Here is a 25,865-nt window from a genome sequence, read left to right as displayed (position 1 = left end):
TAGGCCACCGAAGCTGAACGCAGGCTGAACTGCGGGGTTCAGCGTGCATTTAGGGGCGCCTCCTATGTTGACGGCATCGCAACACATACAGGAGGCGATCATGACCACCAACGCCATCGTTCTATCCTCATCCCGCAGGAGTCGCGGCAGGGCCGTGGCCGTCGCTGCGGGCGCGCTGCTGCTCGCCGGCATCGGCGGCATTGCCGGCGCCCAGACCCCGCCATCGCCCCCGGCGGCCGGTGTCGCTCCGCCCCCGCCGCCGGTCGCGGCGCCCCGACAGCCACAGCTCGTGATGCTGATCGCGCCGGTGGCGATCGCCAAGCTGCAGCCGGCCGACGTGATCGCGGTGAAGGGCAGCGTCGCGGAGATCTACGGCAACAAATTCATCCTTGAGGACGATAGCGGCCGCATGCTGATTGATCTTGGACCGCGCGGGGACGAGCGTGCCGTCGTAACCAAGGGCGAGCAGGTCTCGGTGCAGGGCCGCTTCGATCGCGGCTTCGTCGCCGCGCAGGTCCTGTCGCGCGCCGACGGCCGCAGCGAGGTCTTCGGTCCCCCGCCGCCTCCCGGCCGTGAAGCCGATCGCGGTCCGGGCCGTCGCCCGCCGCCGCCGCCCGCGCCGCGCTGAGCCTTCGCCCCTGGCGGCCCGAGCCGGACTCGCTCGGGCCGTTTCTCTCTCCCTCATGTCCTGGAGTTCGCAATGCCCGACCGTCACGTCAGTGTTTCAGGCAGGATCCTGCACGTCTTCTCGCACCGCTTCGTCGTCCAGACGAAAAACGGCGCCCTTCTCGCCGACCTCACCCCGAAGGGGCTCGACCGGGTCGCCCTGAACGTCGGCGACACGGTCTCGCTCGAGGGTGAAATGAAACCCTCCGAACTGAAAGTGTTCCGTCTCGTCCTGGACGGCCGTACCGTGACGATCGAGCACGGCAAGCCTCATCATCATTCCCACCACGACGACCATCATCATGAACATCATCATGGTCCGGCAGACCCTGAGGTGGTGCTGCGCGCCGCACGGACGGCGGGCTACGAGCCGACCGCGAAACCGCGCCGCAAGCCCAAGCACTTCGAGGTGCTGGGCAAGCGCAACGGACGCTATTCGGAACTGCACATCGAACTCGACGGGCACATTCGCAAGAGCAAGCCCGCCGACCGTGACGACCCGAAATGGGAGATACCCGTCGCGTGAGGAAGAGAGGCGGCGTCGAGCCTCTCGACAGCGGCGAGGAAGAGGAGGAGACAGGCGTGCTCATCGTGCGCACGCAGAATTCCGGAGATCGATATGTCCACCAAGACGCCCGCCATCAGCCGCTTCCCCGTCCCCGCCCTCGCCGACATGCCGGCTGACATCCGCGCGCGCATCGAGAAGGTGCAGGAGAAGTCGGGCTTTATCCCCAACGTCTTCCTAGTGCTGGCGCATCGCCCCGACGAGTTCCGCGCCTTCTTCGCCTATCACGACGCGCTGATGGACAAGCCCGGCAACCTCAGCAAGGCCGAGCGCGAGATGATCGTGGTGGCGACCTCGAACCTCAACCAGTGCCAATATTGCGTGATCGCCCACGGCGCGATCCTGCGCATCCGCGCCAAGGATCCGCTGATCGCCGACCAAGTCGCGATCAACTATCGCAAGGCCGACATCTCCGCGCGCCAGAAGGCCATGCTCGACTTCGCCGTGAAGGTGAGCCAGTCGGCCCACCAGGTCGGCGACGACGACATGGAGATGCTGAAGAAGCAAGGCTTCGACGAGGAAGACGTCTGGGACATCGCCGCCATCGCCGCCTTCTTCGGCCTGTCCAATCGCATGGCCAACGTCACCAGCATGCGCCCGAACCCCGAGTTCTACGCGATGGGCCGCGGATGAAGGGCGCGTTCCTCCTGGTTGCAATCGTTGTCGGCCGGTTCGCCGCCTTGTAGAGTCGGCCGGCGTGCGTGCGGGGCGCACGAACTCGGGGAGATCGTCAGTCCATGCGTTTCAGAGCAAATGCGCCGAAGGCCGCGAGTGCCTTCTGCGCGGCCGTTTCCGTCGTCTTCTTCGCTTCGACCGCGTCGGCGCAGTGGCACGAACAGCAGGTCGGCAAGGTCGGCACCTTCACCATCCTCAAGATCAGCCAGGGCGGCAAGTTCCACCGCTGTGCCGCCAGCAAGGGCAGCGGCGCCAGCATGCTGCGCATCGCCTTCACTGCCGACCGCCAGCATTTCATGAGCGTGCCGGGCGTCGACGGCAGCGGCAAGACGCCGTTACGGATCCGCTTCGACGGCAAGCCGCCCATCCAGATCGTCCCGAACGCCGCCGACAAGAATCGCGCTTCGGTGCCGCTCGACTATGCGACCGTCGACCGCTTCATGGCGGCCAAGCGGCTCGAAGTGTCGTTGGCCGGCAATACCTACACCTGGGACCTGTCCGGCCAGTCGATGGAGGCCGTCCTCCAGGCCGTCTCCAACTGCACGAGCAACGCCTCGAGCTAGAGACGCGCTTTCAGTCGAACCCGACGTAGCGCACGAACGCCTCGGCGGGCGTGCGCTCCGACTTCACGGCGTTGGCGGGGAACGTCTCGTCGGGATAGCCCAAGGCGACGCAGGTCATGATCGCCTCGTCGTCGGGGATGCTCGCCACCTCGCGCACGATGTCGGAGCGCGCGATGCCTTGGCCGTTCACGACGGCACCGATGCCGCGGTCCCATGCCGCCAGCACGATGCCGTAGCACAGCGCGCCGAGATCGAAGTGGCAGGTGGCGCCGGGATCGAGCACGCGGTCGTAGGTCAGCACCAGCGACACCGGCGCGTCGAACTGGCGGAAACCGCGCAGCACCCAGTCCTGGCGCATCGCCTTGTCATCGCGCGCGATGCCCATGGCGGCGAACAGCTGCTTGGCGACGCCGACCTGCCGCTCGCGATGGGCGCCCTCGTAGGGGCCGTGGGTGAAGATGTCTCGCTTCGACGGCTTGCCCGCCACCATCTCTTCCATATTGCGGCGACGCACCTCGTCGAGCGGCGCGCCGGCGAGGACATGGACATGCCACGGCTGGCTGTTCATCGACGACGGCGCGCGCTTGGCGTCCTCGATGATCTCGGCGATTACCGACTTCGGGATCGCCTGATCCTTGAAGCCGCGGGTACTGCGGCGGCTGTGCACCAGTTCCTGAAAATCCATTTGTTCCTACGCTCCCTGTCGCGGGCGGAGGATAGCAGCCGTCGCTCATCGGGAAACCGCGAGTGCGGCGACGGTTCCGCAGTGAGCAACGCATACCCTAGCGGGCAATACGGGGGTCCGTTAACGTCAAGCCAGAACGATGATCGGCACACCTGTCATGGACTCCAAACCCGTCGATGCCGTCCGACCTCTGCTGTTCCTGAGCGTCGTCCTCTATGCGGCATGCCTGACGCAAACCGCCTTCTGTCATTTCAACGATCGACTGACATGCGAATCGGCCTTCGCAGCCTTGTTGTTCGGCGCCCTGCTCTGGCCTGCCGAAATCAATACCGGCGGGGAATACGGCTTCTTCACCTGGTGGGCGAACATTCTGCTTTTCATGGGATGGGCCGCGCTCTGGTGCCGGAGCGCGCGGTGGGCGGGCCTGCTGTGGTGCGGTGCGAGTCTGGCGGTCGCGCCCTGGCACCTCCGGGTCGAGCTCCACTCGAACGGCTGGACAGGCGGTCGCATCGTGAGTCACGATTTGGGCTTCTGGCTGTGGCTGGGAAGCATGGGCGTCGCCCTCGTCGCCAGCCTCTTTCTCCCGCGCAGGGGTCTGCTCCAGCCTGCGATGCAGCTGTTCTTTCCGTGGAAGCGCTCGAAGCCTTAGTGTCTCTCAACAGCGTCCCTCAACGGCGACGCGACACCGCGGCGCCGGATTCGTACCAGCCCTTGCTGGCATTCACGATCTTCACCACCGACAGCATGACCGGCACTTCGATGAGGACGCCGACCACGGTAGCCAGCGCCGCTCCCGAGGAGAAGCCGAACAGGCTGATGGCGGCGGCCACCGCGAGTTCGAAGAAGTTGCTGGCGCCGATCAGCGCCGAGGGGGCGGCGATGCGGTGCTCCTCGCCGGCCGCGCGGTTGAGCAGATAGGCGAGGCCGGAGTTGAAATAGACCTGGATCAGGATCGGCACGGCCAGCAGGGCGATGATCAGCGGCTGCGCGATGATCTGCTCGCCCTGGAAGCCGAACAGCAGGACGAGCGTCGCCAGCAGCGCGACGAGCGAGGCGGGCTGCAGCCGCGCCAGCAACCGGTCGAGCCCCGCTTGGCCGCCCTTCGCCAGTGCCACACGACGCACCAACTGGGCGAACACCACGGGGACCAGGATGTAGAGCACGACGGAGAGCAGCAGGGTCTGCCACGGCACGACGATGGCGGAGAGGCCGAGCAGCAGTCCGACGATGGGCGCGAAGGCCAGCAGCATGATCGTGTCGTTCAGCGCCACCTGGGTCAGCGTGAAGTCGGGCTCGCCGTCCGACAGGTTGCTCCACACGAACACCATCGCGGTGCAGGGCGCGGCGGCCAGCAGGATCAGCCCCGCGATGTAGCTCTCGATCTGGTCGGCCGGCAGAAACGGCCTGAACAGATGGCCGACGAACAGCCATGCCAGCAGGGCCATCGAGAAGGGCTTGACCGCCCAGTTGATGAACAGCGTCACGCCGATGCCGCGCCAGTGCCGACGCACCTCGGCGATGGCGGCGAAGTCGACCTTGATCAGCATCGGGATGATCATCAGCCAGATCAGCCCCGCGACCGGCAGGTTGACGTGGGCCGCCTCCGCCCCTCCCACGGCCTGGAAGAGCGCGGGAAAGAAATGCCCCAGCGCGATGCCGACGACGATGCACAGGGCGACCCACAGGGTCAGATAGCGTTCAAAAAGGGACATCTGGGCCGTCTCCGGATCGATCTGCCGAGGTTCGCCATCGACTCCTGACGGCCAACTGCGTAATACGTATGTCACATAATTTGACTATTCGAGAAGTATGGAATCATCGGACGCCGCCGCCGGATTCAGTGCCCTTTCGCAGGAAACCCGCCTCAACCTGATGCGGATCCTGGCAACCCGGGGTGCGTCCGGCATGGCGGCCGGCGAACTCGCCAGCGCGCTTGGGCAGGTGCCCTCGACGCTGTCGTTCCATCTGGCCGCTCTCGAACAGTCCGGCCTCGTCCAGTCCACCCGGCAGGGCCGCAACATCATCTATGCGGTCCGCTTCGCCGGTTTGCGCGCGCTCTTCAGCTATCTGACGGAGACGTGCTGTGGCGGACGACCGGACCTCTGTGGCGACCTGGCGCGGCTCCTGCCCGACGATCCACCCGAGGTTCATATGACTCCCGCCTTCAACGTCCTGTTTCTGTGTACGCACAATTCCGCCCGATCGCTGATGGCCGAGGCCATCCTCGAGCAGGTGGCCAAGGGCCGGTTCAACGCCTACTCCGCTGGCTCCGACCCGGCGGCGCAGCCGATGCCGGAGGTGATCGCCAAGCTTCGCGCCCTCGGGCACGAGGTCGAGGGGCTGCGCTGTAAGTCGTGGGACGAGTTCACCGGGCCGAACGCCCCACGCATGGATTTCGTCATCACGCTGTGCGACGTGCTGGATGGGCAGCAGTGCCCCGACTTCGGCGAGCGGCCCGTCACCGGCGCCTGGCCGCTGCCCGATCCCGCCAAATTCATGGGATCGGAGGTGGAGTGCGCCACGATGATCAACGAACTCTACGGCATGATCCGCCGGCGCCTCGAGATCTTCGTCAACCTGCCCTATCCATCGCTCGACCGGATGGCGCTCAAGAAACGCCTCGACGAAATCGGCGACTCCGCCAAAGCGCTCGCGTGAGCGGGCGCAGAAGGCCATGAAGGTCGGCATCAACGGCATGGGGCGCATGGGCCGGCTTGCGCTTCGGGCCGCGTTCGGCGGCGTGCCACGTCCGGTCGACGATCCGCGGCGCGACAATCGCCTCGAGGTCGTGCACCTGAACGAAATCAAGGGAGGTGCCGCGGCCACCGCGCATCTTCTCGAGTTCGACAGCATGCACGGCCGCTGGCACACCTCTTTCGAACTCGATGGCGAGCGCGGGCTGGCGGTCGGCGGCACCTATCTGGGCTTCAGCGCCGCGGCCTCGCCGGGAGACGTGCCCTGGGGCGAACTGGGCTGCGACGTGGTGCTCGAATGCACCGGCAAGTTCCTGAAGCCGGAGCAGTTGCAGGCCTACTTCGACCGCGGCGTGAAGAAGGTGATCGTGGCGGCGCCGGTCAAAGACGAACGGGCTTTGAACCTCGTGTTGGGGGTCAACGACCATCTCTACGAGCCCGATCGTCATCACCTGCTGACGGCGGCCTCCTGCACCACGAACTGCCTGGCGCCGGTGGTCAAGGTCGTGCACGAATCGATCGGCATCCGGCACGGCCAGATCACGACGATCCATGCGCCGACCAACACCAACGTCGTCGTCGATGCACCTCATAAGGACCTGCGCCGGGCGCGCTCGGCCATGCTGTCGCTGCAGCCGACGACGACCGGCAGCGCCACGGCGATCACGGTCATCTATCCCGAACTCAAGGGCAAGCTGAACGGCCATGCCGTCCGCGCGCCGGTCCTCAACGCCAGCCTGACCGACTGCGTGTTCGAACTGAAGCGCTCCACCACGGAAGCCGAGGTCAACGCGCTCTTTCAGGAAGCGGCCAAGGGTCCGCTGGCCGGCATCCTGGGCTACGAAACGCGGCCCTTGGTGTCGGCGGACTATTGCAACGACACCCGCAGCTCGATCGTCGATGCCCCCAGCACGATGGTGACCGACGGCACGCTGCTGAAAGTCTATGCCTGGTACGACAACGAGGTCGGCTATGTCTGCCGCATGGTCGATCTCGCCCGGATGGTGATCGAAAAGGCTGCATGATGAGTCCGCAGACGCGCGACTATCTGATGGTCACGGCATCTTACTGGGGCTTCACCCTGGTCGACGGTGCGCTGCGCATGCTCGTGCTGCTGCACTTCTTCAGGCTCGGCTACTCGCCGTTCACCCTCGCCTTCCTGTTCCTGCTCTACGAGTTCGCTGGCATCGTCGCCAATCTCGCCGGCGGCTGGCTGGCCACGCGCTTCGGCATCCCGCGCATGATGATGACCGGCCAGCTGCTGCAGATCGCCAGCCTGTTCCTGCTGTCGGCGCTCGATCCGGCCTGGCGCCCCTTCCTCTCCATCGCCTGGGTGGTCGTCGCGCAAGGCCTGGCCGGGCTCGCCAAGGACTTCACCAAGACCGCCTCCAAGTCGGCCATCAAGGCGACGGCGGGCGACGGGGCGGGCCGCCTCTTCAAGTGGGTAGCCTGGTTCACCGGCTCGAAGAACGCCATGAAGGGCCTGGGCTTCTTCGTGGGCGGTCTGCTGCTCGAGGCGGCAGGCTTCCGCGCGGCGCTCTGGCTGATGGCGGGTGCGCTGCTCCTCGTCCTCCTGGCCGTCTTGCTGCTGCTGCCTCGCGACCTGGGCAAGGCCAAGGCGTCAAAGACCATACGCGAGCTGTTCGCCAAGTCCGCAGGCGTCAATCTTCTCGCGGCGGCGCGCGTGTTCATGTTCGGCGCGCGCGACGTCTGGTTCGTCGTCGGCCTGCCGGTGTTCCTCTACGCCTCGGGATGGCGGTTCGTGGAGGTGGGCGCGTTCCTCGCCGCCTGGACCATCGTCTATGGCGGCCTGCAGGCCATCGCCCCGGCGCTGGTGCCGCGCAGCGCCGACGGTCTCAGCCGCGAAGTGCCGGGCGCGCGCCTCTGGGCGGGCCTGCTGCTCGCCGTGCCGCTGGCGATCGCGCTCGTCCTGAACGGTCCGCTCGATCTACGACCCGATCTCGTCGTCGTGGTGGGACTGGCGATCTTCGCCCTGCCCTTCGCCGTCAACTCCTCGCTGCACTCGTACCTGATCCTGGCCTATGCCGGGTCGGAGAAGGCGGCCGAGGACGTGGGCTTTTACTACGCAGCCAATGCCTGCGGCCGCCTCGCCGGCACGCTCCTCTCCGGGCTGTTCTACCAGTGGGGCGGCATCGGCTTCTGCCTCGGCGGCTCGGCGGCGATGCTGCTCGTCTGCTGGGCCATCACCTTCCTGCTGCCGTCCCACCGGGGCGACATCCGGACCGTCGGGCGCGCGGCCTGAGCCGATCGAATCGGCGCGCTCTTGCGCTGACGCAAGGCGCGACGGTCTGCGCCATGCCTTCTTCACGATCGGCAGGCTGCCATGCCCGGAGTGAAGACATGCCATCCAGTATCCCGTTCGGACTCCTCAGGGCGCCCACACGCCACCTGTTCTTCACCGGCAAGGGCGGTGTCGGGAAGACGACGCTCGCCTGCGCCACGGCCCTCGCGCTCGCCGATCGTGGGAGATCGGTTCTCCTGATCAGCACCGACCCGGCGTCGAACCTCGACGAGATGTTTGCCACGACGCTGTCGAATGCGCCGCAGCCGGTGCCCGGCGCGCGCGGCCTGTCGGCGATGAACATCGATCCGGAAGCCGCGGCAGAGGCCTATCGGCAGCGCGTTCTGGAACAGCTCGGGGCGGGAGCCACCGAGGCCGAACGTGCCGCGGTACGCGAACAGCTCTCCGGCGCCTGCACGACGGAGATCGCCGCCTTCGACGAGTTCGTCGGCTTGCTGGCCACCCGCGCCGAGGCGTTCGATCACGTCGTGTTCGACACCGCGCCCACCGGGCACACGCTACGTCTCCTCAGCCTGCCCCGCGCCTGGACGGGATTCCTGAAGGGCAACGACAGGGGAGCCTCGTGCCTCGGCCCGCATTCCGGCCTCAAGATGCAGGAGGAGCGATTCCAGGCGTCGCTGGCGACCCTGGGGAATGCGCAGAGCACGACCATCGTGCTCGTCAGCCGTCCCGATCGCGGCGCCATGCGCGAGGCCGCGCGAACCAGTGCCGAGCTTCGGGCGCTCGGGCTCGGCAACCAGTACCTGGCGATCAACGGCGTCTTTGCGGCGACCGATCCCGGCGATGCGGTGGCGCGATCGATCGAGGCGCTCAGCCGCCAGGTCCTCGACGGTCTGCCGGAATCCCTACGCACACTGCCGCAGGACCGGATACCGCTGCGGTCCTTCGACATGGTCGGACTAGATGCGCTTCGACAGGTGCTGGGCGGCGAGCCGGAACGCCCCGTCGATGCCGTCGCGAAGGAGTCGCCGGCGTCGCTTGCGATTCCCGGGTTGGGCCGGCTGGTCGACGAACTCGCATCGGCCGGCCGCGGGCTGATCATGGTCATGGGCAAGGGCGGCGTCGGAAAGACCACCATCGCCGCCGCGCTGGCGGTGGGCCTGGTGAAGCGTGGACACGGCGTTCACCTCAGCACCACCGATCCGGCCGCCCATGTCGCGTCGACGCTCGGCGCGGCGATGGACGGCCTCCGGGTTGACCGGATCGATCCGCGCGAGGAAACGCAGCGCTACATTGCCAAGGTCATGGCATCCCGCGCCGCGGATCTCGACGAGGCGGGCCTTGCGTTGCTGCGCGAGGATCTGGCCTCGCCCTGTACGGAGGAAGTCGCGGTCTTCCATGCCTTCTCGCGCATCGTGATGGAGGCCCGCAGCGCCTTCGTGGTGCTCGATACCGCGCCCACGGGTCACACGCTGCTGCTGATGGATGCCGCCGGCGCCTACCATCGCGAAATGACACGGAACATCCGCACCCGCGCCCAGGGCCGGGTCGTGACGCCGCTCATGCGTCTGCAGGATCCCGACTACTCGCGCATCATCCTGGTCTCGCTCCCGGAAACCACGCCGGTATCCGAGGCGGCCGCGCTGCAGGAGGATCTGCGTCGGGCGCACATCGAGCCGTTTGCGTGGGTCATCAATCGAAGCTTGGTGGGAAGCGGCACGCACGATCCGCTGCTCGTCAGGCGTCTGCGCGGCGAGCGCACACAGATCGCGAGGGTTCAGCAGGGCCTCGCCCGACAACTCTACATGCTGCCCTGGCAGGCGACCCCGCCCGAAGGGCTCGCGGCGCTGGCAAGCTTGGTGGTCTAGCGGCCTGTCGACGACCTTCCCCACCAAAGGATGATCTGGATCAACGACGCCTGCCCGGCGATCGGCTGATCATGCCGATCATTGCCATCGCTTGTCCTGATGGAGTCGTTATGTCGACAGTCGTCTACCATGTCCCGCTCGTGGCCTCGCACGACTACGACGTTTTTCGGGAACTCGTCCGCGAGGCGCCTGCCACTCACCATGCATGGGCGGAGCTGTACCGAGGGCGTACCGCCGAAGAACGCCAAGCGGGCCACGTCATCCACGAAATCCACGTCGACCCGCACCGGTTCGCCGATCATGCCCGCCGGAACGGATACGAGACGAGCCTCGCGACACTGGGGTGCTTCCTCGAAGACATCGATCCGCACCGGAACGACCCGACACCCGCGACGACAGGTTGAGATGCCTCTCGGAGTCAGTGGTATTTCTATATTTCTGGAAATACAGTTGACTCGTGCCAGCGATACCCTATGTTTCACTCATGAAGCTCGACGATGCCGCCGCCCGCCTCGAAGCGCTGGGCAATCCCACCCGGTTGAAGATCTACCGTGCGCTGGTGCGCGCCGGGGCCGACGGCATGCCGGTCGGGCGCCTGCAGACCAAGCTCGACGTCGCGGCCTCGACCCTGTCGCATCACATCAAGTCTCTTGTGATCGTCGGCCTCGTCACCCAGGTGCGGGAAGGCGCGACCCTGGTCTGCCACGCCAACTATGAGTTGATGCACGAGCTCCTCGCCTACCTGGCCGAGGAATGCTGCGCCGACGGCGTGCGCCCGGCCGCGGGGAAGACATGCGTCGCCTAGATGACGAATTTGTTGCGTCTGGTCCTTCCAATATTCTAGAAAGATAAGAGATTTAACATGCCCGATTCGATCACCCCGAAGAAGAAGGTCGCCGTGATCGGCGCCGGTCCCGTGGGCCTCGCCGCGGCGGCGCATCTGCTGGAGCGCGGGCTGGAGCCCGTCGTGATCGAGGCCGGTCCGACGGTCGGTCATGCGGTGCGCCAGTGGGGCCATGTCCGCATGTTCTCGCCCTGGGAATACAATATCGACAAGGCGGCCGAGCGGCTGCTGACCGAAGCCGGCTGGAACCGGCCGCAGCCCGACCACTACCCGACCGGTGCCGAGCTGGCGGAGCAGTATCTCGAGCCGCTGGCCACGCGCACGCCGCTCAAGGACCATATCCGTACCCGGAGCCTGGTGACGGCGATCGGCCGCGCGGGCTTCGACAAGGTGAAGACACGCGGCCGCGACGCCGCGCCCTTCGAGATCCGTTACCAGAATGGCAAGGGCCCGGAGGTGCTGCGCGCCGACGCCGTGATCGATGCGACCGGCACCTGGTTCACGCCCAACCCGGCCGGCGCCAACGGCCTGCCCGCGATCGGCGAGCGCGAGGCGCAGAACCGCATTGCCTATGGCATGCCCGACATGCTGGGCCGCGACCGGCCGCGCTATGAGGGCCGCTGCGTGGCCGTACTGGGCGCCGGCCACTCCGCCGTCGGCACCCTGCTCGATCTCGCGAAACTGAAGGAGCAGGAGCCCGCCACGCAGATCGTCTGGCTGCTGCGCGGCGAAGCGCCGGAGAAGTCGTTCGGCGGCGGCGCGGCCGACCAGCTCTCGGCGCGTGGCGCACTGGGCACCGCCTTCTCCGCGCTGGTGGCGAGCGGCAATCTCTCGGTCGAGAGCGGCTTCCGCGTGAACCGCATCGCCCGCGACGGAGACCGGATCGTCGTCTCGGGCGCGGGCTGCCCGGGCCGCCACGTAGCGGTCGACGAACTGGTCGTCTCGACCGGCTTCCGGCCCGACCTCGACTTCCTCCGTGAGATCCGGCTGTCGCTCGATCCGGCGCTCGAATGCCCGCCGGCGCTGGCGCCGCTGATCGATCCCAACGAACATAGCTGCGGCTCGGTGCGCCCGCACGGCGCTCGCGAGCTGGCGCAGCCCGAAGCGGGCTTCTATTTCGCCGGCATGAAGTCGTACGGACGCGCGCCGACCTTCCTGATGATGACGGGCTACGAGCAGGTCCGCTCGATCGCGGCCGAGCTGGCGGGCGACCATGACGCTGCCTGCCGGGTCGAACTGGTGCTGCCGGCGACCGGTGTCTGCAACGGCGCGCCGGCCTTGGCGGCCGCTGCAGCAGGATGCTGTGCGCCGGCCAAGGCGGCACCGGCCGCCACCGGCTGCTGCGCCGGGCCCAAAGCCTCGTGATGGATCGCCGCCGGCTTTCGACGATCATCGTCCTGGGAACCGCGCAGACGCTGGCCTGGGGCTCCACCTACTATCTGCCGGCGGTGCTGGCGGACCAGATGGCGCGCGACATCGGCATCTCGACCAACCTGTTTTTTGGCACTTTCTCGGCGGCCCTGATCATCTCCGCGGTGATCGGTCCGAAGGTCGGGCGGATGATCGACCGCGCCGGCGGCAACGGCGTGCTCTCGGCCTCGAGTCTGCTGTTCGCGGCGGCACTGGTGCTGCTGTCGCAGGCGCAGTCGTTCCTGTCTTTCGCCATCGCCTGGACCCTGCTGGGAATCGGCATGGGGCTCGGCCTGTACGACGCCGCTTTCGGGGCGCTGGGAAGGCTCTACGGCAAAGATGCGCGCGGCGCGATCACCGGCATCACCTTGCTGGCGGGCTTCGCCAGCACCGTCGCCTGGCCGCTCACCGCCTGGGGTGCCAGTACCATCGGATGGCGCGAGACCTGCCTGCTGTGGGCCGCTGCACATGTCGTGATCGGCCTTCCGTGCAATTCCTTCCTGCTGCCGCGTCCGACCGATCTCGCCACCACCCTGAAGGCGGTCGACGAGCCGGTACCGTTCGATCGCACGATGGTGCTGCTTTCCATCGCCTTCTCCGGCGCGTGGATCGTCTCGTCGGGCATGGCGGCGCACTTCCCACGCGTCATGGAAGCGGCCGGTGCCACGCCCACGCAGGCCATCGCGGCCGGCGCGCTGATCGGCCCGGCGCAGGTGGCAGCGCGCATGCTGGAGGCCGGGCCGCTGCGCCACCTGCACCCCCTGACGTCGGGCCGCCTCGCGACTACGACGCATCCGGTGGGCAGCGCGATCCTGCTCAGCCTGGGCGGCGGCGTCGCGGCCAGTATCTTCGCCGTGCTGCACGGGATGGGCAACGGCATCATCACCATCGCGCGCGGCACGGTGCCTCTCGCGCTCTATGGACCCAAGAGCTACGGCTATCGGCTGGGGCTGCTCGGCGCCCCGTCGCGCTTCCTCTCAGCCGGCGCACCCTTCGTCTTCGCCCTGCTGATCGACCGACTCGGCGCAGGGGTCCTGATCATCTCCTCAGCGCTCTGCCTCACCGCATTCGCTGCCCTCTGGATGATCCCCGTACCGCAACCGACAGCGAGCCATGCCGACTAAGACGATGTCCGGCGCGCGCCTGGTCGCGATCGTCTGCGCAGCGCAGATCTTCGTGCAGATCGGCGCCGGTTTCTGGCCGGCGCTGCTGCCGCAGATGATGCAGCGCTGGAGCCTCAGCAACAGCGAGGCGGGCTGGATCACGGCGATCTTCTTCGGCGCCTATATGGTGGCGGTGCCGGTGCTGGTCACACTCACCGACCGGATCGACGGCAAGCGGGTCTATCTGTTCGGTGTCGCCTGCACCGTCGCCGGTCACCTGATGTTCGGCCTGTTCGCCGACGGCTTCTGGTCGGCCTTCTTCACGCGCGCGCTCGCCGGCATCGGCTGGGCTGGCACCTACATGACCGGCCTCAAGCTGCTGGCCGACCAGGTGGATTCGAAGCTCATGTCGCGCGCCGTCACCGGGCATGCCGCGAGCATCGGCATCTCAGGCGCCGTGTCTTACCTGCTGGGCGACGTGCTGGCCGACCAGTTCGGCTGGCGCTGGACCTTCGCCTTCTCCGCCTTCACCGCCGCGATCGCCTGGACGATGGTGGCGCTGTCGGTGCCGCCGAAGACACCGTCGCCACGCGCCAAAACGCAAGGCGCCTTGTTCGATTTCCGCCCTGTGGTCCGCAACACCTCGGCCTTCGCCTATTCCGTCGTCTACTGCGTTCACACGCTAGAAATGAGCGCGCTGCGCGGCTGGGGCGTGGCGTTCCTGGCCTTCGTCGCGGGCAGCACCGACGTCACCGAAGGCACGCTCTCGCCGGCGCTGGTGGTCACGGTGATGGCGCTGCTCGGCACGGCCGCCAGCGTGCTGGGCAACGAAGCCTCGATCCGCTTCGGCCGCCGCCGCCTGGTCGCCACCGCGATGATCCTGTCGATCGGCTTCGCGGCCATCGTGGGTTTTGCCGGATCGACCAGTTACTGGCTGGCGGTGTTCCTGGTGATCGCCTATGGCGTCGTCGTGTGGCTCGATTCCTCCTCGGTCACCGCGGGTGCAGCCGGCAACGCCGAGCCGGCGCGGCGCGGCGCCACCCTGGCGGTGCATTCGACCCTGGGCTACGCGGGCGGCTTCGTCGGCCCCCTGGTCGTCGGCTGGACCCTCGACCTCGCGGGCGGCATGTCGCCGATGGCCTGGGGCCTGGCGTTCCTCGCCGTCGCCGTCCTCATGCTGCTCGCGCTCGGCGCCTTCCTGATCATGCGTCCCGCGAACCTGGCGGGCGAGCATGGGCGGTAGCGCGCCCACGATGTTGACTCGCCGCCCTACGTCTCGGTAGCGTCGACCGGCGCGCTGCAACCGGGGGCGGCGCTCGGGGGAGTCCATGAATCGGCGATCGTTCTTCGCGCTCGGGGGCGCCTGCATGGTGTGCGGCTGTGCGGGAGCGGTGCATCAGTTGCCACAGGTCAGCAACAGCCATCTCAGCCTGGCACAGAGCGAGGTGCAGAGCGCGGGAGGGCCACCGGCACGCCGCGCGCTGACCGACGAACAGATCGACGAAATCCTGCGCTCGGCGCTCGCCCGCATCCGACCGACGGCCGAACAGACATGCCGCGAGATGAACGTCGGCATCTGCAACTGGCGGGTGACCGCCTCTTCGAACCGCTCGATCAATGCCGGCGCGGGCGCCAACGGGTCGATCTTCATCAACCGCGGCGTCGTCGAATATGCATCAAACGAGGAGGAAGTCTGCCTCGTCTTCGCCCATGAGATGGGCCATCAGGCCGCGAACCACCTCGCCACGAACAAGCGCAACACGACGACCGGCTCGCTGATCGGCGCCATCCTGCTGGGCGCCGCCGGCGCCGCGGCCGCCTACCGCAGCCCCTATGTCGGCCAGATCACGCGCTCGGCGATGGACACCGGCGCCCAGGTTGGCGGCACGATCGGCCGCATCTCCTATTCCAAGGAGCAGGAGCGCGAGGCCGACTATCTCGCGGCGGTGGTCCTCTATCGCTCGAACGTCGACCTCGACCAGGCGCGCGGGCTGCTCGTCACCATGGCGCGTGCCTCTGGACGCAAGGACACCGGCCTGCTCGATACGCACCCGGCCGGGCCCGAACGCCTCGCCGCGTGGGACCGCGCCGTCGCCGAGATTCGCGCGGCCAAGGGCGCGCTGCCGGCACGAGCGTAAACGCCTTTTCAAGGCGTTCGCGGCCTGGGAGCAATTATCGGCTTCGTGCGTTGAATCCCGATGCGCGCATTTCTGTCCGTCACCCGGCTTGTCTCCATCTGGGAGCTCCTGCGGGGCAGCTTCTGGTTCCTCCCCAGCCTCATGGCGGCGGGCGCGGTGATCCTTTCATTCGCAGCGGTCCAGCTGGACGCGGCGATGGAGGCCGACGCCTACGGCCGCTTCGATTTCATCTATCTGTTCGGGCCGGAGGGGGCACGCGCCATCCTGTCGGCGGTGGCGACCTCGATGATCACGGTCGCCGGCCTCACTTTCTCGATCACCATGCTGACCCTGCAGCTCGCCTCCTCGCAGTTCGGCCCGCGCCTGCTGCGCAACTTCATGCGCGACCGCGGCAATCAGCTCGTGCTCGGCACCTTCATCAGCACATTCGTCTATTGCCTGCTCGTCCTGCGCACCGTGAAAGGCGTCGAGGGGTCGAGCTTCGTGCCGCATCTGGCCGTGGCGATCGGTGTCGTGCTGGCCGTCGCCGGTCTCGCCGTGCTGATCTACTTCATCCACCACACTGCCAGTTCGATCCGCATCGAGACGCTGCTCGCATCGCTGGCAGATGAAACCGCTGCCACGATCGATCGTCTGTTTCCCGAGCGCCTGGGGGATGAGGAACCGGAGACGGGCGGGGAGCCTCCGGATTTCCAACCGGGCCTGATCGTCCGGCCGCAAGCCAGTGGCTACGCCCAGTCCGTCGACAGCAGCTCGCTGCTTCGCCTGGCATCCGAGGAGAATCTCGTCATCAACGTCGTGGCGCGGCCCGGCACCTTCGTGACCGAACGAGATCCGCTGCTGCGGATCCTCGCGACGAAGGCCCCCGGCGAAGAGAAACTCGACGCCCTGCGCTCGACCGTCATCGTCGGAATCGAACGCACGCCCTATCAGGACCTCGACTTCTCGATCCGGAGAATCGTGGAGATCGCCCAGCGCGCCCTCTCCCCCGGCATCAACGACCCGACGACTGCGCTCTACTGCATCGACCGGCTGCGCGAGGCCCTGGTCCGGTTGGCCGAGCGCAGGACGCCCTCGCGCTGCCGGCATGACGATGAAGGCCGGCTGCGCATTGTGGCCGAGCCTGTCTCGTTCGAAGCCGTTGCAGTCGGCGCGTTTGGTGCCGTGGCACTCTATGCAGGAACCGACTCCGATGTACTGAGGGCGCTCGCCTCGGCCCTTGACGCTGTGATTGCGGCTGCGGAGGGTAAGGACCGCGCCCGGCTTCTGGGACTGCGCCGTTCCCTGCGACAACGATTGAGCGACGCCACGTGAGCGCCCTGGGGCCCTTCGACCTCGCGGCAGCGGTCGTCGTCTGTGCGGCCGTGTTCGGATACGTCAATCACCGCTTCATCGGACTGCGCCAGACGACCGGCCTGACCATCATGGGCGCCTTGGCCTCGCTGGCCATCGTCGCCGTGAACGCCTTGTGGCCCGGGCTCACACATGCGCGCGAACTCATCGAGAGCATCAGGTCCATCGATTTCCACGCGACGGTCATGGACGGACTCCTGTCCTTCCTGCTGTTCGCCGGCGCCCTGCACATCGACCTTCAGACGATGCGGCGCTCGGCCTGGGCGATCGGCCTCATCACCGTTTGCGGCGTGCTCGCGTCGACCGCCCTCATCGGCGGCGCGGCCTGGCTGGCGCTCGGGCTGGCCGGACTGGGCCTGCCGCTGATCTGGTGCCTGGTCTTCGGCGCGCTGATCAGCCCGACCGATCCCGTTGCCGTCCTGGGGATCCTGAAGTCGGCCAAAGTCCCGGCCGCCCTGGAAGCGACGGTGGCCGGCGAGAGCCTGTTCAACGACGGTGTCGGCATCGTGGTGTTCACCCTGCTTCTGGGCATGGCGACGGGGGCGGAGGAAGTGAGCGCGGCAGGAGCCGGCCGGCTGTTCGCCGTCGAGGCCCTGGGCGGCGCGGCACTGGGCTTCATCGCCGGCTGGGCGGCCTTCCTGGCCTTGCGGTCGATCGACGACCATAATCTCGAGGTCCTCATCACCCTCGCCCTGGTGATGGGCGGCTATGCCCTGGCCCACAGTCTCGGTGTCAACGGCCCGATCGCCATGGCGGTCGCCGGGCTCATCATCGGCAATCACGGCCGGCGCCTCGCCATGAGCGACAACACGCGCGATCACGTGAACAAGTTCTGGTCGCTGATCGACGAGACCCTGAACGCCGTGCTGTTCCTTCTCATCGGCATCGAAGTCATCGTCATCCTGGAGGATTGGCGCCTCCTCCTCATCGGCGTGGTGGCGGTGCCGTTGACCCTCGCCGCACGGGCAATCTCCGTAGGCCTTCCCATGCTGGCCCTGAGGCGCGGGAAAAGCCTGCCGCCCGGGTCCTATTCGATCCTGGTGGTCGGCGGCGTGCGCGGCGGCATCTCGATTGCGCTCGCGCTCGCATTGCCCGGCGGGCCTGAAAAACACGTCATCGTGCTCGCCACCTATGTCGTCGTGATGTTCTCGGTGGTCATACAGGCCTCAATCGTCGGGGCAACCGCGCGCCGGCTCTTCGCGCCCTAGATCGACGGGCCCCGCGAGGGCGACTCCACACCCTCCTGGCAACCGGAAGGATGATCACTGCTGTAGATGCACGATTCCGGCGGCGTGAGCGGGGTCGTGACCAGCGCGACGCCCACATAGGCGACGACGACGAACGCCACTCCCAGGGGTGACCAGCGGAGAAGCCTTTTTCCGGCCGGCGAGTCCCCCACGGCGCGCCCGAAGGCGGCGGCCATGATCAACGCCGCCCCGGCCGCTGCGATCAGCAACGCATTGCCCCACACGCTCGCCATCGGCAACATCCGCTTACCTCCTGCCCTGTATCCGACCTGCGCTTTCAGCAGGACAACGGCGCCGCCCGGCCCCGGTTCAACCGCCGCTATCGCCTTCAGCCCTCATATCAGCGTCACGCCGCCCTCGTTCGACGATTCCGGAATGACGCTTAGTGACCCGTCATTTTCAAGTACCACGGCTCGTATGCCTCGAACGTCGCCCTTCCCGCTCGAGCGCACCGCCGACAGCACTTCGCTCTCTGTAATGCGTTGCCGACGCATCGCTTCGCTCAGGAACTCACCGCGATGCAACAGCAATGTCGGTTCGGATTTGACGGCCTTCTCGAACGGTCGCCATCGGACGGAACTCCAGGTCAGGATATATTGCAGCAGAACCAACAGGCCGAATGCCAGCGCCCCCTCGGCAAGAGTGATCGACTTGTCGAGCAGAACCGACGACAGAGTCGAGCCGAGGGCCACCGTTACGACGAGATCGAACGCATTCAATTTCGTCAGGGTTCGCTTTCCCGACAGCCTGAGAAAAACAATCAGCGCCGCATAGGCGAGCGTTCCGACCGCAACGATTCGCCCCAAGTCCGCCCAATCGGAAAAAAACACCGGACAGCCTCCGTTTCTCTAAGAGCCGCCTTCAAGTGGGCGCGCCGTATGCGCCGTTTGGCGAGGTCACCGACTCCGGTTCGTCGTCTCCGGCTTCAAGAGATTGTCGCCGGACCCTGTAGAGGGCAGACCGCGCGCCTGCGCCCTCAGGGTCCCCGCATCGCTGGACAGGCCAGCTTCGGCTTGCGTGGACACCGCGTCGCTCGGCTCGACGGGACGGGTGTCGCGCGAAACGGGCGCCTCCGCACCCGCCTGCTTCTGGTCGAGGAGAACGACCGGAACATTTTGGGGAAATATCACCTCGCGGGCTTCGTCCGGCATAGTGATGCCGTTCATCTGGAAGGCGCGTTTCACGAGGCGAATGACCGAAGAGCGCACTTTCAGAATGTTGTGCTCACGGCCGTTGAACCAGAAGTAGATCTTCATGTCGACGGTCGCTTTACCGAGAGCGTCGGCGAGGACGAGCGGCTCGGGCTCCTGCAGGACCGCCGGGTGCTCGGCCATGACCGCAAGCGCGATTTCCTGGACCTTGTCTATGGCGTCTTCATACCCGACCCCGATCGTGAACTCCTCCCGCCTGTTTGGGCTGGCAGTGAAGTTACGAATGGACTCCGTGTACATCGTGGCATTGGGAACCTGCACGACGTTGCCGTCGAGGGTCATGAGGATCGTGGCCCGTACGTTCAATTGCTGCACGTACCCGGTCTCCCCTGCGACCTCGATCAGGTCGCCCGTCTCGAACGGACGCTGCATGCTGAGGAAGATACTCGCGAGGAAGTTCTCGGTGATGTTGCGAAAAGCGATGCCAAGCGCCAGACCGACGAGACCGGTGCCGCCGACAACGGTCAAGGCGAGCTGGGTGAGGCCGGACACCCGAAGCACGATGTAGAGCCCCGCCAGCAGGACGAACGTGCCGGTTGTCCAGGCAAATACCCCGCGCATCAACCGCGATCGCACCCGGTCTTTCAGCAGGCGGCGGGTCGCGCGCACCACCAGCCAGCTGGCAAGCACCGAGAAGGCAAGGACGACAACGCCGAGAAAAAAGAACGGAAGAGCGAGAAGAACGTCCTGGCGTAGCTGCGACAGTCCATCGCTTGCAGATCCGAAATCCCACGCCGACGGGGGCAGAAGCGTCATTCGGTTCGCAACGGCGACGACGCCCTGCGTATTTCGGGCGAGGTTCCCGGCCCACTGCCGCACCTCGGCCGTCTGGGCCTCACCGCTCAGGAAGACGACCCCATCCCTTACCGCAACTTCAAACGTCGGAAACCAGCCCGTAGCCTCGAGAATGTCCAGAAGACGTCGTCGGATTTCATCGTCGCGCGCCGCAGGCAGCACATCGACTTTACCGGGAGCGCCGATGGTTCCTTCGGGCTCCGCCATTTCCGTTCGCCCAAGCGACTGCGCTTGAGCGGTATGCCCGGAGGCGAAAGCCACCCAGGTCATCAATCCGAATAAGAGAGCAGCGAGCACGCTCCTCATACTCGCCTCCCTGCCATCCAACCGATCGGCTAAGGCGATCGGTCGCAGCGCTGTTCAGTCGAAGGACATCCACCTATGGTGAACGATCAGAAAAGGACCTCGCCGGCCATGAGGCCGAGCACGAGCAGGATCACGAAAATCACCACAGCGATTCCGAACAGCCATTTCGCGATCGTCGCGGTTCCGGCAGCAATGTTCGTGAATCCGAAGAATCCCGCCACCAGCGACACGAGAAGGGAGACGAGCGCCAATTTCAGCATGAAACCATCCTCGGTTGGGCGAAATTACGCGCCGTCACGCTCATCGGGCCTTCTTCTCGGCGGGAGAGCGCGGCTGCGAAGCACGGGGTGTGGACCCCGCGCTTCGCCGTTCGCTAGTTCTTCATGGGCTTCATGGACGAGGCGTCCGCAGCCTTGCCGGCATCCGGGCCGGGCTTGTCGACGTCGCCGAGATTGAAGGGCGCTGCCTTCTTCAGGTCGTCCTTGTTCGTGTTCACGACCAGCCGAAACGAGCCATCGCGCTGTTCGCTGAGCACGATCGACGCCGGGGAGATGGCGACGTCGCGCTCGCCCATGCCGAGGAAGCCGCCGACGCTGACCACGACGGCCTTGATCGTCTTGCCATTGTCGATGACCAGATCGCTGACTTCGCCGATATTCTCGTCCTTGAGATTGTAGACGTTGGTGCCCATCAACTTGGACGCGCGCACGTCGGCGGGATTGGCCGTGTACAATGTCATGACGAGCGCCGAGCTATCGACGCGCTGCAGCCCCGGCTTCGTCCCGGTGGCACTGGGCGTGCCGGCCGGCGCGGTCGAGGGTGTAGTCGATGGTGTTGTCGAGGGGCTCGCCGTCTGAGCAACGGCCAGGCTCGTCATACCAATCAGGGCGCAACCGGTCGCAAGTAGAAGTTTCTTCATAAACGCCTCCTTGTTGTTGTGTCTGAGGAGAATGCCTCCCGGCGCCCATGGTTGCCTTGGCAATGACTTCTCTATTCGAGAAAGGCGCCCTGTCGTCTTCGATCAATAGCGGTAGGTGGCGGCCAGGCCGCTCGGCAGCGCCACCCGCTCGGCGGGAACCACCAACACGGTTCCACCCATCCTCGTGACCAGCTCACCGAGATCGTCGAGCATGTCATCTACATCGGGAGCGCGCAGCTCGGCCTTTTCGACCCGCCCCGTCTCGACGTCGAGACGACCTGCGATCTCACGGCCGGCTTCGATCATCAGCATCGCGACACGGCCGGCGGCTGCGGCTTTGGCGACCTCGGTGAGATCGTCGCTTCCTGTGCCCCGCGCCTTGGCCTGCTCGAACTCGCCGTGAAGGCTCTCGACGCGCGCCTGATATTGCGGTTCGATGACCTCCCAGGCGTGGTCGCGCAGGTCGTCGGTCGACAGCGACTCCGGATTGAGGCGAATGCCTTCGGCCAGGAGAAAGGGATTCTGGCTGACCGCGCGGAAGCGATGATGGTGCTCTGGCAGCGCCGCCAGGATGAGCGGGAGGCCCGAGGGCCTTGAAAAGCGCTCCAGTACGGCGCGGTCGACCGCCCGGAAGTAGCGATCCGCTTCGTTGTCGGCCTCGCTGCCTCGGCCTCCCGTCCCATGATGCAGGGGAATACCGACACCGCCTTCGGCTGGCGTCTCGCCGGTGGTCTGGGCGCCCGTGTCGTGACCCGACCTCGTCATGTCGACCTCGTCGAGCGTGCGCCGATTGCCCTCGAAGAGCCGAACGCCCTGAAGGCTGACACCCAGCACATGGTAGCGATCCGCTGTCTGCAGGAAGCGTCGCAAGGGTTTCGTGTGGAAGCTGTCGGCCACGACGACCAGTTCGTCGACGGGCTGGGAAACTCTCAGCGCCCTGAAAAAGCCTGGCGCGCCGAGAACGGCCAGTCCCTCCAGCGTGTGATTCCAGAACTCCGTATCCCGTGCGAGCACGTGGAACGGCTCGAGTAGCTGCTTGGCCTCGGAAGACGGAGATCTGCGTTGCAGGGATGCTTCGAGCTGCTTCATCAGATTGCGAAAGCGAATCGGGTCTTCCTGATTCTCGGGATGCCGCCTGCTCGTAGGCTGGTAGAGCGAGAGGCACGGGCCGTTCTCGATGCCTGAGATTTCCATGAGCATCTGGCTCGTGAGGAATGTGATTTCTGGTCCACTGCCGGTCATTGTTTTCATGCTTTCTCCCACCTCGAAGAGAGGAGGGCTATGCAGTCATCGGGAGGAGTCGCGCGGGCGTAGGTAGTGAGCGCAGAACGCGCGCACGAGGCAGACCGCTGGTCTGGTGTCACCGTGGCTCCCGAACGCGTCGCAAAGGGTCGGGTTCCGAGTCGTCCGCGGCCACCACGATAAGGTTGGCAACCTTTGCGCTCCGCTCGCTTTGCATACCAACTGAAATGCAGGGTAAGGGCCATGACGGATCAGCCGGACTACACCGAATACGACGGCGCCGTGGGCGGCTGGGGCTCGCTGCGGGGCATTGCGGAGACGATGGGCCGCGAGATGTCGGCCGTGGGTGCGCTCGACACGCTGCGGCAACAGAACAAGACCGGTGGCTTCATGTGCGTGAGCTGCGCGTGGGGCAAGCCCAAGCATCCGCATGCCTTCGAGTTCTGCGAAAACGGCGCGAAGGCGACCCTCTGGGAATTGACCACCCATCGCTGCACGCCGGACTTCTTCGCCAGCCACACGGTGAGCGAGCTGCGGACCTGGACGGACCACGACCTAGAGCAGCAGGGCCGCCTCACCCACCCGCTGCGCTACGACGCCGCCACTGATCGCTACCTGCCCTGCACCTGGCAGCACGCGTTCTCAGCGATCGGCGCGTCGCTTAAGGCCAGCGAGCCGAAGAAGACGGTGTTCTACGCTTCGGGTCGCGCTTCGCTCGAGACCTCGTATCTCTATGCCCTGTTCGCGCGTGTCTATGGGCACAACAATCTGCCCGACAGCTCCAACATGTGCCACGAGACCACATCGGTTGCGCTGAGCGAACTGATCGGCTCGCCGGTTGGTACCTGCGTGCTCGAAGACTTCGAGAAATGCGACGCGATGTTCTTCTTCGGGCAGAACACCGGCCCGAACAGCCCGCGCTTTCTCCATCCGTTGCAGAAGGCCGTCGAGCGCGGCTGCAAGGTGGTGACCTTCAATCCACTCCGCGAGAAGGGCCTGACGGCCTTCATCAATCCGCAGCGCCCGTTGCAGATGCTGACGGGTCAGGAGACGCCGATCAGCTGCCAGTATCTCCAGCCGCGCGCCGGTGGCGACATCGCCGCGATCATGGGTCTCTGCAAGTTCGTGCTCGCGGAAGACGAGCGGCAGGGTGGTACCGTGATCGACCATGCGTTCATCGCCCAGCACTGCACCGGCTTCGAGGCCTTCCACGCCAAGACGGATGCGACCTCCTGGGAGCAGATCGAACGCGAGTCCGGCCTCAGCCGCGCCGACATCGAGGAAGCCGGCCGGGTCTATGTCGAGGCCGAGCGCGTGATCGGCGTTTACGGCATGGGCCTCACCCAGCATGTCCACGGATTCGAGAACATCGCCATGCTCGTGAACCTGCTGCTGATGCGCGGCCATATCGGACGCGACGGCGCAGGCATCTGCCCGGTGCGCGGCCATTCCAACGTGCAGGGCCAGCGCACCGTGGGCATCGCCGAGAAGCCCGAGTTGGTGCCGCTCGACACGCTGGCGAAGATGTTCGACTTCGACCCGCCGCGCAGCCATGGCATGAGCACCGTCGATGTCTGCGAGGGGCTGCTCGCGGGCGAGGTGCAGGCCTTCATCGGGCTGGGCGGCAACTTCGTGCGCGCCATTCCCGACCAATCCCGCATCGAACCGGCCTGGGAGCGCATGCAGCTCACCGTGCAGATCGCGACCAAACTCAACCGCAGCCATCTCTTCAACGGGCGGGTCGCCTATCTGCTGCCGTGCCTCGGCCGCAGCGAGGAGGATATCCAGGCGACCGGTCCGCAGACGGTGACGATCGAGGACAGCTTCAGCCACATCCACGGCTCGCTCGGCCACCGCGAGCCCGCGAGCGAGCATCTTCTGTCGGAAACGGCGATCGTGGCCGGGATGGCAAAGGCGACCCTGGCATCGAACCCGAGGCTGCGTTGGGACGATTGGACGGCAAACTATGCGCTGGTGCGGGACCTGATCGCCGAGACCTATCCCGAGCAGTTCCACGACATGAACGAGCGCATCTTCGAACCGGGCGGGTTCTATCGCGGCAACCCGGCGCGCGAGCGCGAATGGAAAACCGAGAGCGGACGCGCGCAGTTCACCGCGCCGCAGATGCTCGCCGCCACCGATGTCGAGGACGCGCCCGGCCGCTATCGCCTGATCACGCTGCGGTCCAACGACCAGTTCAACACCACGGTCTACGGCTACAGCGACAGGCTGCGCGGGATCGAGGGCACGCGCGACGTGGTCATGATGAACGCGGCGGACATGGGACGCGCCGGACTGGTCGCGGGCCAGCGCGTGTCCCTGGTGGGCGATGCCGGTGACGGCCATCAGCGCCGAGTCGACGGGCTCGAGATCGTGCCGTTCGAACTTCCCGACGGCACGCTCGCGGGCTACTTCCCCGAACTCAACCCGCTGGTCGCGCTGCGCCACCACGACCGCAAGTCCAAGACGCCTGCCAGCAAGGCCGTTCCCGTCCGCATCGAGGCCGCTTAGGCCGCCATGGATCACGGCGGCAAGGATCCCGTTGGAGACGCCATCGCCCGCTCGGCGCCGGAAACGCTGGCCGCCAAGGCCATGCAGGACTGGTCACGGATGGCGGTGCTGGCCGTCCTCGCCGGCGCCTTCATTGCCTTCGGCTCGGTGATCTCACTCGTCGCCCAGTCGGGTTTCGCGGACGGGCAGACGCCGGGCGCCGTCCGGGTGCTGTCGGGGCTGGCTTTCTCGGTCGGCCTCATCCTCGTGATGGTGGCGGGCGCCGAGCTCTTCACCGGCAACACGATGATGGTCCTGCCGGAGGTCACCGGCGCGCTCGCCGTCCGGCGGATGATCGCCGCGTGGTGCCTCGTGTGGCTGGGCAATCTCGCGAGCAGTGTGGCCGTCGCCCTGCTCTTCGCGGGGGCCGGCGGCCTGGAGGGCGGCGTCGGCGATGCGGCGCGAAGCGTAGCGGGCGACAAGCTGGCCAAGTCGGCGATGGCTGTCTTCTGCTCGGGCGTCCTCGCAAACGCCCTCGTCTGCCTCGCCGTGTGGATGTCGATGAACGCCAACACTCTTCCGGCCAAGATCCTGGCGATCGTCGGCCCGATCACGGTGTTCGTGGCGGCGGGCCTCGAGCATTCCGTCGCCAACATGTCGCTGATCCCGATGGGATGGCTGAGCGGCATACCGGATGACTGGTCGGCGGGCGTCCTCAACCTAGCCCTAAGCACCGCAGGCAATATCGTCGGTGGCTCCCTGCTCGCCGTCGCCTTGGCCTATGGGCATGACGCCTTGAAACAGGACTCTGCGTGAAGGAAGCGAAAGG

27 protein-coding genes are annotated in these 25,865 nt (G+C 66.4%); 19 read left to right on the top strand and 8 right to left on the bottom strand.

Annotated elements, in window-relative coordinates; genetic code table 11:
* Positions 1 to 100 precede the first annotated feature (100 nt).
* From ACT6UX_RS05745 to ACT6UX_RS05730, 4 genes are all read left to right on the top strand, one after another.
* A complete protein-coding gene (locus ACT6UX_RS05745) occupies positions 101 to 628 on the top strand; it encodes a hypothetical protein (protein ID WP_444774183.1) in 528 nt (175 codons plus the stop codon).
* Between the two features lie 72 nt (positions 629 to 700).
* Entirely contained in the window at positions 701 to 1,192 is a 492-nt protein-coding gene (locus tag ACT6UX_RS05740) for a hypothetical protein (protein ID WP_444774182.1), read from the top strand.
* A 93-nt stretch (positions 1,193 to 1,285) separates the two neighbouring features.
* The gene (locus ACT6UX_RS05735; protein ID WP_444774181.1) at positions 1,286 to 1,864 is read left to right on the top strand and encodes a peroxidase-related enzyme; all 579 of its coding nucleotides are present in this window, start codon (positions 1,286 to 1,288) and stop codon (positions 1,862 to 1,864) included.
* A 104-nt stretch (positions 1,865 to 1,968) separates the two neighbouring features.
* A complete protein-coding gene (locus ACT6UX_RS05730; RefSeq protein ID WP_444774180.1) occupies positions 1,969 to 2,469 on the top strand; it encodes a hypothetical protein in 501 nt (166 codons plus the stop codon).
* 10 nt (positions 2,470 to 2,479) lie between these two features.
* Here the strand turns inward: ACT6UX_RS05730 and ACT6UX_RS05725 are convergent, their stop codons facing one another.
* Complete coding sequence (locus tag ACT6UX_RS05725; protein ID WP_444774179.1) at positions 2,480 to 3,154, bottom strand: nitroreductase; 675 nt, start codon at positions 3,152 to 3,154, stop codon at positions 2,480 to 2,482.
* A gap of 157 nt (positions 3,155 to 3,311) precedes the next feature.
* Between ACT6UX_RS05725 and ACT6UX_RS05720 the strand changes: the two genes are divergently transcribed.
* Positions 3,312 to 3,803 carry a hypothetical protein gene (locus tag ACT6UX_RS05720; protein ID WP_444774178.1) on the top strand — a complete coding sequence of 164 codons (492 nt, stop codon included), beginning with the start codon at positions 3,312 to 3,314 and terminating at the stop codon, positions 3,801 to 3,803.
* 19 nt (positions 3,804 to 3,822) lie between these two features.
* Here the strand turns inward: ACT6UX_RS05720 and arsB are convergent, their stop codons facing one another.
* Positions 3,823 to 4,866: an ACR3 family arsenite efflux transporter gene (gene arsB, locus ACT6UX_RS05715; RefSeq protein WP_444774177.1), complete on the bottom strand. Its 1,044-nt coding sequence runs from the start codon at positions 4,864 to 4,866 to the stop codon at positions 3,823 to 3,825.
* 97 nt (positions 4,867 to 4,963) lie between these two features.
* Here arsB and ACT6UX_RS05710 point away from each other — a divergent pair, with 97 nt between their 5' ends.
* The 12 genes from ACT6UX_RS05710 to ACT6UX_RS05655 all read left to right on the top strand — a co-directional run bounded on the left by ACT6UX_RS05710 (position 4,964) and on the right by ACT6UX_RS05655 (position 18,034).
* Positions 4,964 to 5,812: a metalloregulator ArsR/SmtB family transcription factor gene (locus ACT6UX_RS05710; RefSeq protein WP_444774176.1), complete on the top strand. Its 849-nt coding sequence runs from the start codon at positions 4,964 to 4,966 to the stop codon at positions 5,810 to 5,812.
* A 16-nt stretch (positions 5,813 to 5,828) separates the two neighbouring features.
* Entirely contained in the window at positions 5,829 to 6,872 is a 1,044-nt protein-coding gene (locus ACT6UX_RS05705) for an ArsJ-associated glyceraldehyde-3-phosphate dehydrogenase (RefSeq protein WP_444774175.1), read from the top strand.
* Positions 6,869 to 8,110 carry an organoarsenical effux MFS transporter ArsJ gene (arsJ, locus tag ACT6UX_RS05700; RefSeq protein ID WP_444774174.1) on the top strand — a complete coding sequence of 414 codons (1,242 nt, stop codon included), beginning with the start codon at positions 6,869 to 6,871 and terminating at the stop codon, positions 8,108 to 8,110. Before ACT6UX_RS05705 ends, arsJ begins: the two co-directional genes overlap by 4 nt.
* A 98-nt stretch (positions 8,111 to 8,208) precedes the next feature.
* A complete protein-coding gene (arsA, locus tag ACT6UX_RS05695) occupies positions 8,209 to 9,978 on the top strand; it encodes an arsenical pump-driving ATPase (protein WP_444774173.1) in 1,770 nt (589 codons plus the stop codon).
* Positions 9,979 to 10,088: 110 nt separating this feature from the next.
* On the top strand, positions 10,089 to 10,382 hold the full coding sequence (locus ACT6UX_RS05690) for a hypothetical protein (RefSeq protein ID WP_444774172.1): 294 nt from the start codon (positions 10,089 to 10,091) through the stop codon (positions 10,380 to 10,382).
* Between the two features lie 80 nt (positions 10,383 to 10,462).
* Positions 10,463 to 10,783, top strand: coding sequence for an ArsR/SmtB family transcription factor (locus ACT6UX_RS05685; RefSeq protein WP_444774171.1), 321 nt, complete (start codon positions 10,463 to 10,465; stop codon positions 10,781 to 10,783).
* Between the two features lie 57 nt (positions 10,784 to 10,840).
* Positions 10,841 to 12,187, top strand: a complete 1,347-nt coding sequence (locus ACT6UX_RS05680; protein WP_444774170.1) for an FAD-dependent oxidoreductase — start codon at positions 10,841 to 10,843, stop codon at positions 12,185 to 12,187.
* The gene (locus tag ACT6UX_RS05675; RefSeq protein WP_444774169.1) at positions 12,187 to 13,356 is read left to right on the top strand and encodes an MFS transporter; all 1,170 of its coding nucleotides are present in this window, start codon (positions 12,187 to 12,189) and stop codon (positions 13,354 to 13,356) included. Before ACT6UX_RS05680 ends, ACT6UX_RS05675 begins: the two co-directional genes overlap by 1 nt.
* The gene (locus ACT6UX_RS05670; RefSeq protein ID WP_444774168.1) at positions 13,346 to 14,578 is read left to right on the top strand and encodes an MFS transporter; all 1,233 of its coding nucleotides are present in this window, start codon (positions 13,346 to 13,348) and stop codon (positions 14,576 to 14,578) included. The genes ACT6UX_RS05675 and ACT6UX_RS05670 overlap by 11 nt, the downstream gene beginning before the upstream one ends.
* An 85-nt stretch (positions 14,579 to 14,663) precedes the next feature.
* Positions 14,664 to 15,473, top strand: a complete 810-nt coding sequence (locus ACT6UX_RS05665; RefSeq protein ID WP_444774167.1) for a M48 family metalloprotease — start codon at positions 14,664 to 14,666, stop codon at positions 15,471 to 15,473.
* A gap of 60 nt (positions 15,474 to 15,533) precedes the next feature.
* Positions 15,534 to 16,787, top strand: coding sequence for a DUF2254 domain-containing protein (locus ACT6UX_RS05660; protein ID WP_444774166.1), 1,254 nt, complete (start codon positions 15,534 to 15,536; stop codon positions 16,785 to 16,787).
* A complete protein-coding gene (locus ACT6UX_RS05655) occupies positions 16,784 to 18,034 on the top strand; it encodes a cation:proton antiporter (protein ID WP_444774165.1) in 1,251 nt (416 codons plus the stop codon). Before ACT6UX_RS05660 ends, ACT6UX_RS05655 begins: the two co-directional genes overlap by 4 nt.
* Here ACT6UX_RS05655 and ACT6UX_RS05650 read toward each other — a convergent pair.
* The 6 genes from ACT6UX_RS05650 to ACT6UX_RS05625 all read right to left on the bottom strand — a co-directional run bounded on the left by ACT6UX_RS05650 (position 18,031) and on the right by ACT6UX_RS05625 (position 22,555).
* A complete protein-coding gene (locus ACT6UX_RS05650) occupies positions 18,031 to 18,315 on the bottom strand; it encodes a hypothetical protein (RefSeq protein ID WP_444774164.1) in 285 nt (94 codons plus the stop codon). The two genes, ACT6UX_RS05655 and ACT6UX_RS05650, sit on opposite strands and share 4 nt — an antisense overlap.
* A gap of 93 nt (positions 18,316 to 18,408) precedes the next feature.
* Entirely contained in the window at positions 18,409 to 18,903 is a 495-nt protein-coding gene (locus tag ACT6UX_RS05645) for a DUF421 domain-containing protein (RefSeq protein ID WP_444774163.1), read from the bottom strand.
* Between the two features lie 66 nt (positions 18,904 to 18,969).
* Positions 18,970 to 20,385, bottom strand: coding sequence for a mechanosensitive ion channel domain-containing protein (locus ACT6UX_RS05640; protein WP_444774162.1), 1,416 nt, complete (start codon positions 20,383 to 20,385; stop codon positions 18,970 to 18,972).
* A gap of 86 nt (positions 20,386 to 20,471) precedes the next feature.
* The gene (locus ACT6UX_RS05635) at positions 20,472 to 20,645 is read right to left on the bottom strand and encodes a DUF1328 domain-containing protein (protein WP_444774161.1); all 174 of its coding nucleotides are present in this window, start codon (positions 20,643 to 20,645) and stop codon (positions 20,472 to 20,474) included.
* Between the two features lie 113 nt (positions 20,646 to 20,758).
* Positions 20,759 to 21,124: a PRC-barrel domain-containing protein gene (locus ACT6UX_RS05630; RefSeq protein ID WP_444774160.1), complete on the bottom strand. Its 366-nt coding sequence runs from the start codon at positions 21,122 to 21,124 to the stop codon at positions 20,759 to 20,761.
* Between the two features lie 282 nt (positions 21,125 to 21,406).
* Entirely contained in the window at positions 21,407 to 22,555 is a 1,149-nt protein-coding gene (locus ACT6UX_RS05625; protein WP_444774159.1) for a baeRF3 domain-containing protein, read from the bottom strand.
* Positions 22,556 to 22,789: 234 nt separating this feature from the next.
* On the opposite strand from ACT6UX_RS05625, the gene ACT6UX_RS05620 reads away from it, so the two are divergent.
* Both ACT6UX_RS05620 and ACT6UX_RS05615 read left to right on the top strand, forming a co-directional pair.
* The gene (locus ACT6UX_RS05620) at positions 22,790 to 25,057 is read left to right on the top strand and encodes an FdhF/YdeP family oxidoreductase (RefSeq protein ID WP_444774158.1); all 2,268 of its coding nucleotides are present in this window, start codon (positions 22,790 to 22,792) and stop codon (positions 25,055 to 25,057) included.
* A 6-nt stretch (positions 25,058 to 25,063) separates the two neighbouring features.
* Entirely contained in the window at positions 25,064 to 25,852 is a 789-nt protein-coding gene (locus ACT6UX_RS05615; RefSeq protein ID WP_444774157.1) for a formate/nitrite transporter family protein, read from the top strand.
* The last annotated feature ends 13 nt before the right edge of the window (positions 25,853 to 25,865 follow it).

The organism is Reyranella sp., from assembly GCF_052439685.1.
Taxonomy (GTDB): domain Bacteria; phylum Pseudomonadota; class Alphaproteobacteria; order Reyranellales; family Reyranellaceae; genus Reyranella.
Note: the sequence above shows the minus strand (reverse complement) of the source record. Positions and strands in the feature narration are given on the sequence as shown.